12 protein-coding genes are annotated in these 13,983 nt (G+C 62.5%); 4 read left to right on the plus strand and 8 right to left on the minus strand.

Annotation, left to right across the window (positions count from 1 at the left end; genetic code table 11):
- Positions 1 to 127: 127 nt before the first annotated feature.
- Entirely contained in the window at positions 128 to 934 is an 807-nt protein-coding gene (locus IEW00_RS09575; RefSeq protein ID WP_188514177.1) for an SDR family oxidoreductase, read from the plus strand.
- 68 nt (positions 935 to 1,002) lie between these two features.
- Here IEW00_RS09575 and IEW00_RS09580 read toward each other — a convergent pair whose 3' ends face one another.
- The 6 genes from IEW00_RS09580 to IEW00_RS09605 form a co-directional block, all read right to left on the minus strand.
- Positions 1,003 to 1,260, minus strand: coding sequence for an ATP synthase F1 subunit epsilon (locus tag IEW00_RS09580; protein WP_188514178.1), 258 nt, complete (start codon positions 1,258 to 1,260; stop codon positions 1,003 to 1,005).
- Between the two features lie 54 nt (positions 1,261 to 1,314).
- Positions 1,315 to 2,757, minus strand: coding sequence for a F0F1 ATP synthase subunit beta (atpD, locus tag IEW00_RS09585; protein WP_188514179.1), 1,443 nt, complete (start codon positions 2,755 to 2,757; stop codon positions 1,315 to 1,317).
- A 23-nt stretch (positions 2,758 to 2,780) separates the two neighbouring features.
- Positions 2,781 to 3,095 (minus strand): energy transducer TonB, encoded by a 315-nt coding sequence (locus IEW00_RS09590; RefSeq protein ID WP_188514180.1) that lies wholly within the window; start codon positions 3,093 to 3,095, stop codon positions 2,781 to 2,783.
- The gene (locus IEW00_RS09595) at positions 3,095 to 3,970 is read right to left on the minus strand and encodes a F0F1 ATP synthase subunit gamma (RefSeq protein ID WP_188514181.1); all 876 of its coding nucleotides are present in this window, start codon (positions 3,968 to 3,970) and stop codon (positions 3,095 to 3,097) included. The genes IEW00_RS09590 and IEW00_RS09595 overlap by 1 nt, the downstream gene beginning before the upstream one ends.
- A gap of 117 nt (positions 3,971 to 4,087) precedes the next feature.
- On the minus strand, positions 4,088 to 5,617 hold the full coding sequence (gene atpA, locus IEW00_RS09600; RefSeq protein WP_188514182.1) for a F0F1 ATP synthase subunit alpha: 1,530 nt from the start codon (positions 5,615 to 5,617) through the stop codon (positions 4,088 to 4,090).
- A gap of 7 nt (positions 5,618 to 5,624) precedes the next feature.
- Positions 5,625 to 6,179: a F0F1 ATP synthase subunit delta gene (locus IEW00_RS09605; RefSeq protein ID WP_188514183.1), complete on the minus strand. Its 555-nt coding sequence runs from the start codon at positions 6,177 to 6,179 to the stop codon at positions 5,625 to 5,627.
- 268 nt (positions 6,180 to 6,447) lie between these two features.
- Here IEW00_RS09605 and IEW00_RS09610 point away from each other — a divergent pair, with 268 nt between their 5' ends.
- Both IEW00_RS09610 and IEW00_RS09615 read left to right on the plus strand, forming a co-directional pair.
- Complete coding sequence (locus tag IEW00_RS09610; RefSeq protein WP_188514184.1) at positions 6,448 to 8,196, plus strand: methyl-accepting chemotaxis protein; 1,749 nt, start codon at positions 6,448 to 6,450, stop codon at positions 8,194 to 8,196.
- A gap of 182 nt (positions 8,197 to 8,378) precedes the next feature.
- The gene (locus IEW00_RS09615) at positions 8,379 to 9,398 is read left to right on the plus strand and encodes a bifunctional transcriptional activator/DNA repair enzyme AdaA (RefSeq protein WP_188514185.1); all 1,020 of its coding nucleotides are present in this window, start codon (positions 8,379 to 8,381) and stop codon (positions 9,396 to 9,398) included.
- Positions 9,399 to 9,405: 7 nt separating this feature from the next.
- On the opposite strand, the gene IEW00_RS09620 is transcribed toward IEW00_RS09615, so the two are convergent.
- Both IEW00_RS09620 and IEW00_RS09625 read right to left on the minus strand, forming a co-directional pair.
- Positions 9,406 to 10,944: a S1C family serine protease gene (locus tag IEW00_RS09620; RefSeq protein ID WP_188514186.1), complete on the minus strand. Its 1,539-nt coding sequence runs from the start codon at positions 10,942 to 10,944 to the stop codon at positions 9,406 to 9,408.
- Between the two features lie 33 nt (positions 10,945 to 10,977).
- Positions 10,978 to 13,143 carry a primosomal protein N' gene (locus tag IEW00_RS09625; protein ID WP_188514187.1) on the minus strand — a complete coding sequence of 722 codons (2,166 nt, stop codon included), beginning with the start codon at positions 13,141 to 13,143 and terminating at the stop codon, positions 10,978 to 10,980.
- 165 nt (positions 13,144 to 13,308) lie between these two features.
- Between IEW00_RS09625 and fsa the strand changes: the two genes are divergently transcribed.
- A complete protein-coding gene (gene fsa / locus IEW00_RS09630; RefSeq protein ID WP_188514188.1) occupies positions 13,309 to 13,962 on the plus strand; it encodes a fructose-6-phosphate aldolase in 654 nt (217 codons plus the stop codon).
- Positions 13,963 to 13,983 lie beyond the last annotated feature (21 nt).

Genomic DNA, 13,983 nt, shown 5'->3' on the forward strand with positions numbered 1-13,983 from the left:
TTGCTGCGCTGGCTAGCCACTTGCGTAGGGGTATGCGGCGGCTTAGCGTCGGCAACCAAACACCGCATCCGTCTGTCCCAAGCGACATCGGAAAACGGGGCGCCAGAACAAGGGGAGGCCTGACCCAATGACCGACACCAAAACCATCTTCATCACCGGCGGCGCATCGGGAATCGGGCGCGAGGTAGCAAAGCATTTTGCGCAGCGCGGCTGGTTCGTCGGGCTCGCCGATGTCAACATGAAGGGCATGGAAGAGACCGCCGCGATGCTACCGCCCGGTATGACGTCGACGCATATGCTCGATGTTCGCAGCCGCCAGCAGTGGACCACTGCGCTCGAAGCTTTTGCGGAGAAAACGGGCGGGAAGCTGCACGTGCTGTTCAACAATGCGGGTGTCGGTATCGGTGGATTGCTCGAAGAGCATACCGAAGACGACATCGAGAAGCTGATCGACATCAATTTCAAGGGCGTCGTCTACGGCGCGCACATCGGCCACAAATATCTCAAGGCTACCCCAGGATCCTGCCTGCTCAATACGTCGTCGGCCAGCGGGATCTATGGCTCGGCGGGGTTGTCGGTCTATTCGGCGACCAAGTTCGCGGTGCGTGGGCTTTCCGAAGCGCTCGATATCGAATGGGGCCCCGACAACATCCGCGTCCGTGCGCTGCTGCCCAGCTTCATCGATACCCCGCTGCTCGATGGACCCGTGGCCCGGACCAACCAGTCAAGCCGCGACAGCGTGACCGCCGCAGGGCTTGAGATCGCTCCGGTTGCGATCGTTGCAGAAGCGGCGTGGAATGCCGTGCACGATGCCAAGAACGTCCACAGCTATGTTGGCCCGACGGCCCGAAAGCTGGCGTTCGCGGCCAAATGGATGCCAGGATCGATCCGCAAGCGCGGCGGGATCATGGCGCGCAAAAGACACGGGGATTAAGGCGCGGGGCGCAGTGCCCGTTAGCTCACAGGGTATGGCGGCATAATGCCGCCGGCCTGTGCTCAGGTTCAACCGATTACGCGCTCGGCAAGGATCGTGAGACCCCGTTCGTTGACTTCGGCAAAGCCGCCTTCGATGGCGATCGTCTCAGGCTGCGCGCCGTCGGTCTTGTAGATCATCACCAAGCCGTTGCGCATGGTCGACATCAGCGGAGTATGGCCTTCGAGCACGCCGAACTCGCCTTCGCTGCCGGGCACGACAACCATGTGCACCGCTTCGGAGCGGACCAGCTTCTCAGGGGTTACGAGCTCAAACTGCAGTGCCATTTCAGAATTCCTCAATGCCCTCTCCCCTAAATGGGGAGAGGGCAGTTTGTTCGATTAAGCCGCTTCAGCGAGCGTCTTGGCCTTTTCGATGGCCTCGTCGATGCCGCCAACCATGTAGAAGGCTGCTTCGGGCAGGTGATCGTATTCGCCGTCGACCACCGCCTTGAACGAGCGGACGGTATCTTCGATGGCGACGAACTTGCCGGGAATGCCGGTGAAGACTTCGGCGACGTGGAAAGGCTGCGACAGGAACTTCTGGATCTTGCGCGCGCGCGCAACGGTCAGCTTGTCCTCTTCCGACAGCTCATCCATTCCCAGAATGGCAATGATGTCCTGCAGCGACTTGTACTTCTGCAGGGTTTCCTGGACGCGGCGGGCGGTGTCGTAATGCTCCTGGCCGACGACGGCCGCGGTCAGCACGCGGCTGGTCGAATCGAGCGGATCCACGGCGGGATAGATGCCCAGTTCCGAGATCGCGCGGTTCAGCGTGGTCGTCGCATCAAGGTGAGCGAACGAGGTGGCAGGGGCAGGGTCGGTCAAGTCATCTGCGGGAACGTAGATGGCCTGCACCGACGTGATCGAGCCCTTGTTGGTCGAGGTGATGCGCTCCTGCAGCGCGCCCATGTCGGTTGACAGCGTTGGCTGATAGCCCACGGCCGAAGGAATACGGCCCAGCAGTGCCGACACTTCCGAACCCGCCTGGGTAAAGCGGAAGATGTTGTCGACGAAGAACAGCACGTCCTGACCTTCCTGATCGCGGAAATATTCCGCGATGGTCAGGCCCGACAGGGCTACGCGTGCGCGCGCACCCGGAGGCTCGTTCATCTGGCCGAACACCAGCGCAACCTTGGAACCTTCGCTGGTCGGATTACCATCGGCATCCTTGGCGATAACGCCTGCGTCGAGGAATTCGTGATACAGATCGTTGCCTTCACGGGTGCGTTCACCCACACCTGCGAACACCGAGGTGCCGCCATGGCCCTTGGCGATGTTGTTGATCAGTTCCTGAATGAGAACGGTCTTGCCCACTCCGGCACCGCCGAACAGGCCGATCTTGCCGCCCTTGGCGTAAGGCGCGATCAGGTCGATCACCTTGATGCCCGTCACCAGAATGGCGGTCTCGGTCGACTGGTCGACGAAGGCCGGTGCCTTGGCATGGATCGGCGCGAAGTTCTTGGCATTGACAGGTCCGCGCTCGTCGATCGGCTCGCCGACGACGTTCAGGATACGGCCAAGCGTTTCGGGGCCGACAGGCATCGTGATCTGCGCCCCGGTATCGGTGACGACCTGACCGCGCGTCAGACCGTCAGTGCCGTCCATGGCGATCGTGCGAACGGTGTTTTCGCCCAGATGCTGCGCGACTTCGAGCACCAGACGGTTGCCGTTGTTGTCGGTCACCAGCGCGTTCAGAATCGCGGGCAGGTTGTCTTCGAAGGTCACATCGACGACAGCGCCGATGATCTGGCTGATCTTGCCGATATTGTTGGTGGTTGCCATGAGCTGTTTCCTGCTTTCGAAATCTAATCTTTAACGACGAATTTTACGGTCTGGGTCACTGTCGCGGCTTGCGGACTGCCATTATTGTCTACTGCTGGTGTAAACTTGGCCTTGGTCGAAAAAATCGGACAAACGGTGTCTGCAAGCTCCTTGGGAGCATCGGTATCAACGACTTCGCATTTGGCGACAGAGCCCTTTTCATCAACCTCAAGCCGAACCGTGACCGCAACTTCCTGCTTTTTTTCTGCAACTGCCGTGGCCGGAACATCACTCACCCCTGGTGCGGACTGAGTCGTCATAGTCGCCAATGCAAATACCAATGAAGCCAACGCGATCATTACAGAGCCTCAGCGCCTGCAATGATTTCGATGAGCTCGGTGGTGATCGCCGCCTGCCGGGTGCGGTTGTAGACGATCGTGAGATCGTTGATCAGCTCGCCCGCATTGCGCGTCGCGTTGTCCATCGCGGTCATCGATGCACCCTGCTCGGATGCCGCGTTCTCCAGCAGCGCACCGAAGATCTGGATGGTTACATTGCGCGGCAGTAGCTCGGTGAGGATTTCTTCCTCATCGGGCTCGTATTCCATCGCTGCATTGGTCGCAGGAGCATCGCCGGTGGGGATCGCCACCGGAATGATCTGCTTGCCGACGGGTTCCTGAACCAGTGCCGAGCGGAACTTGGAATAGAACAGGTGCGCCACGTCGAACTGGCCGCGTTCGTACATGGCGATCAATTCGGCTGCGATCGACTGTGCTTCGGCAAATCCCTGGCTCCGAAGCGCAGTGGTGTCAAAATAGCCATCGACCTGCTTGGGATATTCGCGCACGATCACCGCACGGCCCTTGCGGCCAACCAGATAAAACCGGACGGTTTTTCCTGCGGCTTCCAGCTCGCGCGCCTTGACGCGCGCAGCCTTGACGATGTTGGAATTGAACGCGCCGCACAGGCCACGGTCCGACGAGGCGACGATGATCAAGTGGACCTGGTCCTTGCCGGTTCCCGCAAGCAGCTTCGGGCTTGAATCGCTGATCGCGACCTTGGAACCCAGCGACGCCATCACCCGCTCAAGGCGATGGGCATAAGGACGCGCAGCCTCAGCCGCCGCTTGCGCCTTGCGGAGCTTGGCGGATGCCACCATCTGCTTGGCCTTGGTGATCTTCTGGGTCGATTTGACCGAGGCGATCCGGCCCTTGAGTTCTTTCAGACTGGCCATGGTGTCCTAACTTCAAACCCTGTTCGGTCTCCCCAGCGAAGGCGGGGGGCCATCTCCTGCCGTGTCACCCCGCACAACTGGCGGGAGATGGACCCCTGCCTGCACAGGGGACCGGCATTATGCAAACGTCTTCGCGAAGCTATCGAGCGCAGCCCTGAGGCTGGCCTTGGCTTCGTCACCCAGATCCTTGGTGCTGCGGATCGTGCCGAGCAGGTCGGCATGGTCCGTGCGCAGGAAGCTGAGCATTGCGGCTTCGTATTCGGTGACACGGTTGACCGGGATGCTGTCGAGATAGCCGTTGGTGCCGGCAAAGATCGACGCGGTCTGTTCTTCGAACGGCAGCGGGCTGTACTGGGCCTGCTTGAGCAGTTCGGTCAGACGCGCACCGCGGTTGAGCAGCTTCTGGGTAGAGGCATCGAGGTCCGATCCGAACTGCGCGAACGCAGCCATTTCGCGATACTGCGCCAGCTCGAGCTTGATCGAGCCCGAAACCTTCTTCATCGCCTTGGTCTGCGCAGCCGATCCCACGCGCGACACCGACAGGCCGACGTTGATCGCCGGACGGATGCCCTGATAGAACAGGTTGGTTTCAAGGAAGATCTGCCCGTCGGTGATCGAGATCACGTTGGTCGGGATGTAAGCCGAAACGTCGCCCGCCTGGGTTTCGATGATCGGCAGCGCGGTCAGCGAGCCCGAGCCATTGGCTTCGTTCATCTTCGCGGCGCGTTCGAGCAGACGTGAGTGCAGATAGAACACGTCGCCGGGATACGCTTCACGGCCCGGAGGACGGCGCAGCAGCAGCGACATCTGACGATAGGCAACGGCCTGCTTGGAAAGATCATCATAGACGATCAGCGCGTGCATGCCGTTGTCGCGGAAATATTCGCCCATGGTGCAGCCGGTGTACGGTGCCAGGAACTGCAGCGGAGCGGGCTCCGAAGCGGTCGCGGCAACGACGATGGTGTATTCCATCGCGCCCGATTCTTCGAGCTGACGGACGATCTGTGCCACCGTCGAGCGCTTCTGGCCGATGGCGACATAAATGCAGTAAAGCTTCTTGCCTTCATCGTCGCCGGCGTTCGCTTGCTTCTGGTTGATGAAGGTGTCGATCGCGACGGCGGTCTTGCCGGTCTGACGGTCACCGATGATCAGCTCGCGCTGGCCACGGCCGACGGGAACGAGTGCGTCGATTGCCTTGAGGCCGGTCTGCACAGGTTCGTGCACCGAGGTGCGCGGGATGATGCCCGGTGCCTTGGTTTCGACGCGCATGCGCTTTTCGGCGACGATCGGACCTTTGCCATCGATCGGGTTGCCCAGACCGTCAACGACGCGGCCGAGCAGTCCCTTGCCGACGGGGACGTCTACGATGGTCCCGGTGCGCTTGACGACATCGCCTTCCTTGATCTCGGCATCCGAGCCGAAGATCACGACGCCGACATTGTCGGCTTCGAGGTTGAGGGCCATGCCCTGCACACCGTTAGAGAATTCGACCATTTCGCCGGCCTGGACGTTGTCCAGACCATGGATGCGGGCGATACCATCGCCGACGCTGAGCACGCTGCCCACTTCGGATACTTGCGCATCCGTGCCAAAATTGGCGATCTGATCCTTGATAACCTTGGAGATTTCTGCGGCACGAATGTCCATGAGAATGTTAGCCTTTCATCGCTTGGCTGAGCGTGTTGAGACGAGTCTTGATGCTGGAGTCAATCATCTGGCTGCCCATGCGGACAATCAGGCCGCCCAGGATGGACGGATCGACCCTGGCGGTGATCTTGATGCTGTGACCGGCACGGTCCTTCAGCTGCTTGCGGATTTCATCGATCTGCATTTCCGTCAGCGGAAATGCGGAGGTGACTTCGGCGGTGACTTCGCCGCGATGGGCGGCAACCAGTGCGTCGAACGCCGCAAGGACATTGGCGAGCTGACCCAGGCGGCGGTTGTGGGCGAGGACGCCCAGCAGGTTGCCGGTCATCGCGTCGAGCTTGAGTGTGGTAGACAGCGCCTCGACCACCTTTTCGGCAGCTGCGCGGCTGATCGTCTGGCTCTTGGTCATCGCCATGAAGTCAGCTGATTCGCTCAATGCTGCACGCAGCGTCGCCACGCTTGCTTCCACTTCGGCGAGCTGCTTGTCGTCGCGCGCCAGCGAAAAAAGGGCTGAAGCGTAACGCCCTGCCAGACTGGCCTGTATCCCGCCGGAAATGTCCACGCGAATGCTTTCCCTTGCCGTGATGTAAGTGCTGCAGGCTATGTTGGGAAGCCCCTAGGCCTCACCCACCTGTCGGCGCGGCGGTTAGCACTCATCATGTTGCATTGCAAGACAGCGGTAAATATCGCGGACCGATGCCTGCACCCGCTCAATCGGGACGGTTTGCGACATTTTGGTGAAACACTTGTTTACCAAATCTTGGGACCGATCGGGCATTTTGCGGCGCACAACAACGGTCGCCACGCATTCAACGGAATCGCTACAATTTATGTCGAAAATCGCGATCAAGCGCATTGAATTCCTCAGTCAGCTTGCGGGGCTCAGCATCCATGCCAAGGTGCGGCTGAGCTTGACGTTCATGCTGGGTTTGCTGGCGTTGCTCGCGGCAGGCGCGATCGGCGTCGTCGCGGTGACTCAATATACCACTGGGCATCTAATTACGGGGCGTATTCAGCCGACAATGCAGATGCAGGCCGTGATCGATGGGTATCGGGAATCACTGGCAATATCCAGCAAGGTGGAATCGGATGTGATGCCGCCCGAAAGCGGGCTGAGCGCCCTCAATGCGCTGGAACGCAAGATCAACCGCAACTGGGACAGGCTCGAGGCGAGCGAATTCGCCACCGAGTTCAAGCCGCTGATGGCTGAACTGAGACGCAACCGGAGGACCGCCGACGCTGCTAAAACCAAATTGCGAGGTTTGCTGGAAAGAAAGGCGATCGACGAGATGGATTATTTCATCTCAAACGATCTGCATCGCGGGCTCGATCCGATGCTGGTGACCAGCCAGAATGCGATCGATGCGATGCGCCAGCGGGCGGTGGTGCAGCTGGCGTTTCTGCGTACGGTCTATATCGTTGCATTGGCGTTTTCAGCGCTTCTGATGCTGGCCGCCGGGTTGTTCGTGCACTGGTGTATCCGATACACCAATCGCGATTTTCTGATGCCGTTGACGGCTCTGGGGCAGTACGCGCTGCCCGATAAGCAGAACGCGATCAGCCCGAAACGCCTCGGCTTGCGGCGCCGCGACGAGATCGGGGTCATTGCTCGGGCAATCCACCGCTCGCACGTCAAGGCCGATCGCGCGCTCAAGGCCGAGAAGGAGCGCCAGGCAGTTCAGATGCAGTTGCAGCGCGAACAGATCGACCGGCAACAGGAGCGCGCCCGCCGCGCGCTCGAACTCGATCGCCTGTTCGAGAGCCACGAGGCGCGATTGTCCGAGCTTTCCGATAATCTCGCGCAGGCGGCGGTCGGGATGCGTGAAGGGGCCCAGATGATGAAACGCAACGCATCGCAGACACAGGACTACAGCCTGTTTATCGCAGACAATGCGAATCAGTCGGCTCAATCCATGCAGGCGATCGACAAGCATGGTCGGCGCCTGCAGCAGACCGGGGGCGAGGTGCGTGAATTGGTCGCAGACAGCACGCGCAATATTTATGACGCGCACAGCGCCAGCCGCTCGAGCCGCGAAACCGCCGATCAGCTACAAGCGGTCGCCGGCGAAATCTCCGATATCCTCTCGCTGATCACCCACATCGCCAAACAGACCAATCTGCTCGCGCTCAACGCCACGATCGAGGCGGCACGGGCGGGCGAGGCAGGACGCGGCTTTGCGGTGGTGGCGCAGGAAGTGAAGAATCTGGCCAACCAGACGCAGAACGCTGCCGCCTCGGTCGAACAGCGCCTGGGCAGCATCGCCAGCATGACCCGCGATGTTTCTGGCGCGATCGTCTCGGTCGATGGTCATGTCGATATGGTCCGCCAGAACGCCGACCGGATCGATCACGCGGTGTCCGACCAGTACCGCGCAAGCAGTGACATTCTTGACGCCATCCGCGTGGTGCTTTGCGGCAGCCAGCAGGTGGTTGCGCAGATGACCGAGCTCAAGGAGAAATCCTCGCGCGCCAACCTGTCCGCCGATGCGCTCAGCCAGACCGCTGAGGACGTTGCGCGCCAGTCGCAGGAACTGCGCGCACAGATGCAACAGTTGGCGCAGGCGGTTCGCTCGGCCTGAGGCGCGCAAGTTTGACCGCATGATCCGGGACGCCTCTGGCATGCAGAACCGCTAATCACCGGGCCCGCCTGCTTGAGGAGATGCCCGATGCCGCCCCCCCTGTTGTTCCGCCGCCCCACCATCGCCTATGACCGATCAGCCGCTGCATTGCCTGCGGCCGATAGGGCAGGACGATGGACAGCATGATCGACGACACCACCGCTTGGAATGCCGTGCTTCGTCGCGATCGCAGTTTCGACGGGCGCTTCGTCACGGGGGTGCTGACCACGGGGATCTACTGCCGCCCATCGTGCGCGGCGCGGCATCCTGCGCCCGGCAATGTGCGGTTCTTTGCGGATGGCTCTGCGGCGCGCGATGCTGGCCTGCGTGCCTGCAAGCGCTGCCTGCCCGATGACGTTGCACGCGCCGAGACAGCGGTGCTGGCTGCGATCAATGCGATCGGTGCGAGCGAAGAACCGCTGGCATTGGCAGCACTGGCGGCAGAATGCGGTTATTCGCCTGCGCATTTCCAGCGGCTGTTCACCCGGCACACCGGGCTGTCACCCGCAGCCTATGCTCGCGCATTGCGCGAGGAGCGCGCGCGCGAGGCGCTGACCGGGAACGTCCGCGTCGTCGATGCAATTTATGAGGCCGGGTTCAGCGCGCCCTCGCGGTTCTATAAATCAATGAAAGGACGGATCGGAATGGATCCTTCGGCATGGAAGAATGGCGGGGCGGGGGTGGAGATATACTGGACGCAGGCTGCCACGAGTCTTGGTCAACTGCTTGTTGCGTGGACCGACAAGGGTGTCTGTCGCCTGTCGTTCCAGGAAGAGCCCGAAACACTGGCGATGCGCTTTCCCTTTGCAACGGTGATCCAATCACAGGGGGATGCGGCAGACTTGCTTGCTGGCGTGCTCGCAAGCATCGAGACGCCCGCGACCGGTGCTGCAATTCCGCTCGATGTCCGCGGGACGGCATTCCAGGAATCGGTGTGGAAGGCGCTGTCGGACATCCCGGCGGGCGAAACCCGCAGCTATGCCCAGATCGCTGCCAGCATCGGTAAACCCAAAGCGGTGCGCGCGGTGGGGTCTGCCTGCGGGGCGAACCCGGTCGCGGTGCTGATCCCCTGTCACCGCGCATTGCGCACCGACGGCACCTTGGGCGGATATGCCTATGGCCTGGCGATCAAGACCGAACTTTTGAAGCGCGAGGCGGAGTAGCGCACGGCTAATCCTCCAGCGCAGGCTTGGCGGTGCACGAATACACCAGCACCTCGTTGGGCTGGGCAGGCAGCGCTTGGCGCAACGCCTTTTGCATATCTTCAAGATCGGCCATCGCATCCGGGTCGGTGGTGCAGGCGTTGTTCGAATACCGTGCCCTGATCTTGCGTGCGTTCTCCATCGCGGTCAGCCCCAGCTGGAAATTCTCGGTGCGGAACTCGCGGGATTCGGGGTCGAACCGGTTGATCGATACCGACTGGTCTTCATTGGGGACAAACACGCGGGTCCAGCCATCGGCATCGCGGCCATATTGCGTGCGGTCGTTGACGCATCCGCTGGATGACCATCCAATCTCGACCGGTGGCGGGCTGGCTCCGGTGATGCGGCTGCGCTCGGGGACGATCCGGCACATATAGGTTCCATCGGTGGGACCCTGAGCAGCATCCGCCTTGCCGAGCTCGGTCTTGAGAGCGGCGATGGCCATGTCCTCGGCACCGTCAAAGCTCGGGCGCAGCGCCAGGCCGAGGGCCGCCGCCAGCACCAGGGCACCGCCGATGCCTGCTGCGATCTTGCGCTTTTCCATGTCACCGCGTTCGTGCAGGACGAAGGTCGCCCCACCGGCCATTCCTGCCAGCACCAGCATCAATGCGACAAAGGCGATGTGATTTTCACGCGCGGCGATAATCGCGTGTTCGGCTTCGCGCAGCGCATTTCCTTCCAGATCGCGGCGCTCGGCGCGTTCAGACAGCTGGCGGTCGCGCGCATCGTCTGCGGCCTGGGCTGCGCGGGCGCGCTCTTCGGCGGAAAGCTCTGCGACCGACCGGCACGGCGTATCGGCCAGCCTATACTCGACCTTGGCCGAGCGCAGAAAGCTGAACAGTTCGCGGTTGGAGACCGCAAAGCCGTATTCGGCATCATTGCCATCCGACAGCGAGCCGAAGCTGTTGACCCCCGCGACACGGCCGCACAGGTCGACCAGCGGACCGCCGCTGTTCCCTTTGGCGAGCGCGGCGGTGTGCAGGATGGTATCAAAATCGCGTGTCGTGCGGCCGCCGGAGATCACCCCCGGCGTCTTCACCGGAGCCATCGGCGCGACCGTCTCGCGTGCGTCCAGCCCCTGCGCGCGATCGACCGCGGCGGGATAGCCAATCGCCATCACCTGCGCGCCATCGTCCAGCGGGGTCGCGATCAACGCCAGGCTGGGCAGGCGGCCCTTTTCGACCTCGATCAGCGCGAGATCGTTGCGAACCGATATTGCGACTATCCTGCCGCCATAGGTGGTGGTGCCTTCTGACGGGATGATGCCGATGCGGATGGAAGCATCCTCGCGCATCGGCGCAACCAGATGCGCATTGGTAACGATCTTGTCGGGCGCAACCGCAAAGCCGCTGCCATGCCCGACATAGAACGTCTCGCCGTCCTCTTCGGCGACCAGCACCACGCGCACGACCGATCGGCTTGCGGCCTGGATATCGTTGGGATCGGCGGCAAGCGGGGCCGCCAGCAAAGCCGCGCAGGCGGTGACGAGTAGGGCGAAAAGGCGCATCGGGTTCATGGGCGCAATCTCATAGCGGGGCGCTCACACAAAGCTATAAGGATCGACATCGACCGCAACCCGTACGCCCGGAGGCCAGCGCAGCGGGTCGAGCCATTCGCGGATGATCCGCTGCATCTCGACATTGCGACGGGCGTGAACCAGCAACCGGAAGCGGTGGCGTCCGCGCAGCAGTGACAAGGGCGCAGGCGCGGGGCCATAGACCGCAAATCCATCGAGCTCGGGCGCGTTCGCCCCGGTCTGCCGCGCCGCATCGCGCGCCTCGTCATGATCCTCTGACGAAATGATGATCGCTGCCAGCCTGCCAAAGGGTGGCACGTTGGCATCGCGCCGCGCCTGGGTTTCGGCTGCGTAGAACGCCTCGCGGTCACCCTGCACCAGCGCGTCGATCACCGGTGCATCGGGGTGGCGGGTCTGCAGAAACACCTCGCCGGGCTTGGCGGCGCGACCGGCGCGGCCCGAGACCTGCGCGATCTGCTGGAACGTTCGCTCGCCCGCGCGCAGGTCGCCGCCCTCCAGCCCGATATCGGCATCGATCACCCCGACCAGGGTCAGATTGGGGAAGTGATAACCCTTGGTCACCAATTGCGTGCCGATGATGATGTCTATCGCGTGTGCCTCGACCGCGGCAACGAACTCTGCCGCCTTGTCGGGCGACCAGATCGTGTCGGATGTCACGATCGCGCGCCGCGCTTCGGGGAAGATCGCTGCAACCTCGTCGGCGATCCGCTCGACGCCGGGACCGCAGGCGACCAGGCAGTCGCTCTCGCCGCATTCCGGGCAGGCGCTGGGCGAGGGTTCGGCGTGGCCGCAATGGTGGCAGGCGAGCCGCCCGGACAATCGGTGATCGACCATCCACGCGCTGCAGTTCGGGCATTTGAATCGATGCCCGCAGTTGCGGCACAATGTCAGCGGCGCATAGCCACGGCGGTTGAGAAACAGCAAGGTCTGCTCGCCGCGCTCGAGCCGTTCGCGCATCGCTGCAAGCAGCGGCGGCGCGATCCACTGGCCGCGCGGCGGCGGGTCCTCGGTCAAATCGATCAGTGCGATCCGCGGCAGTTGTGCGCCGCCGTAACGATGGGTCAACACCAATGACTCATAGCGTCCCGCTTCGGCCATCACGCGGCTTTCGAGCGCTGGCGTGGCGCTTGACAGCACCACCGGGCACCCTTCGAACAGCCCGCGCATCACCGCGACATCGCGCGCGTTATAACGCACCCCGTCCTCCTGCTTGAAGCTGGTCTCGTGCGCTTCATCGACGATAATCACGCCAAGATCGGCATAAGGCAGGAACAGCGCCGAGCGCGCGCCGACGATGATCCGCGCATCGCCGCTGATGATCGCATTCCACGCCCGGCGCCGCTCGGTCTGCTTGAGGCCTGAGTGCCAGGCGACCGGGGTCGCACCGAACCGCGCCTCGATCCGGGTGAGGAACGGCTGGGTCAGCGCGATCTCTGGGAGCAGCAGCAGCGTCTGCTTGTCTTGCCGGAGCGCCTGCGCCACCGCCTCGAAATACACCTCGGTCTTGCCCGATCCGGTGACGCCATCGAGCAGGAACGGTGTCGGTTCGGACGCAGCCACGGCCTGTGCGATCCGCGTTGCGGCGGCCTGCTGCTCATCGTTGAGCGCAGGCGTGATGTGATCGGGCTTGGGGCGTGGATAGGGGCGGCCGACCGGAACTTCGATAGCCCGCATCGCGCCCGAGTTCACCAGTGAGCGGATCACCCCTTCGGAAACCCCCGCCAATGCTGCGAGTTCGCGCACTGTGGCCTGCGCGCCTTGCAGCTTGTGGTACGCGATCTGGCGTTGCGGCGTCATCCGGGCAGGGGGGGTGTCACCCAGCCGGTATTCGGTGATCGCCCGTCCTGGTCCGAGCAGCGACCCGCTGGGCAACGCCATCCGCGCGACTGCGGCCACCGGAGCAAGATAATAATCGGCGGTCCAGTCGATCAGGCGGCGCAAGGGAGCGGACAAGGGGGGGAGATCGTGCCTCGCCGAGACCGGACGCAACCGGCTGGCCTCGACCTCCTGCGCATCGAGCGTGTTCGAGTCCCAAACGATCCCGTCGATCCGCCGCGGCCCCAGCGGCACCTGCACCACCGATCCCGAAGGTAGATCCATGCCCACAGGAACGCTGTAATCGAACGGGCCGACAGCGGCATTGAGCAGGAGGACGCGGACACGATTCATGATGCGGCCTGCATAGGCGGTGTCGTGCGGCGCGTATAGCGTGCCTCTCCCCTACCGCTTGCGGGAGGGAAGAGGCGTTTGCCCTTATTCGGTTAACCCCACCCGCCGCCCGCGCTATAGCGACCTCACGAATCGCACCCCACCAGCCATCCGGAGCCAGCCGCCATGAAATTCTTCGTCGACACCGCAGATACCGCCGAAATCGCCGATCTGGCCGCCACCGGGCTGCTCGATGGCGTAACCACCAACCCCTCGCTGATCGCCAAATCCGGCTTGAATTTCCTGGAAGTCACCAAGGAAATTTGTGCGCTGGTCGAAGGACCCGTGTCGGCAGAGGTCGTCGCGCTCGATCACGAGACAATGATGAAGGAGGCCGAAATTCTTCGCAAGATCGCCGACAACGTCGCGATCAAGGTGCCGTTGACCATCGATGGCCTGAAGACCTGCAAGAAGCTGAGCGACGACGGCACTTTGGTCAACGTGACCTTGTGCTTCTCCGCCAACCAGGCATTGCTCGCAGCCAAGGCGGGCGCGAGCTTCATCTCGCCCTTCGTCGGACGGCATGACGACAACGGCTTTGACGGCATGGCGCTGATCGAAGACATCCGCCTGATCTATGACAACTATGCGTTCGAAACCGAAATCCTCGTCGCCTCGGTTCGCCACCCGATCCACGTGCTCGAATCGGCCCGTATCGGTGCAGATGTCGCCACGATGCCCCCCGCCGTCATTCGCAACCTGTTCAAGCATGTGCTGACCGACAAGGGCATCGAAGGCTTCATGGCCGATTGGGCCAAGACCGGCCAGTCGATCGGCTAACGATCAGCCTCCAGGCGGACC

This window comes from Blastomonas aquatica, from assembly GCF_014639875.1.
In the GTDB taxonomy this organism is placed as follows: domain Bacteria; phylum Pseudomonadota; class Alphaproteobacteria; order Sphingomonadales; family Sphingomonadaceae; genus Blastomonas; species Blastomonas aquatica.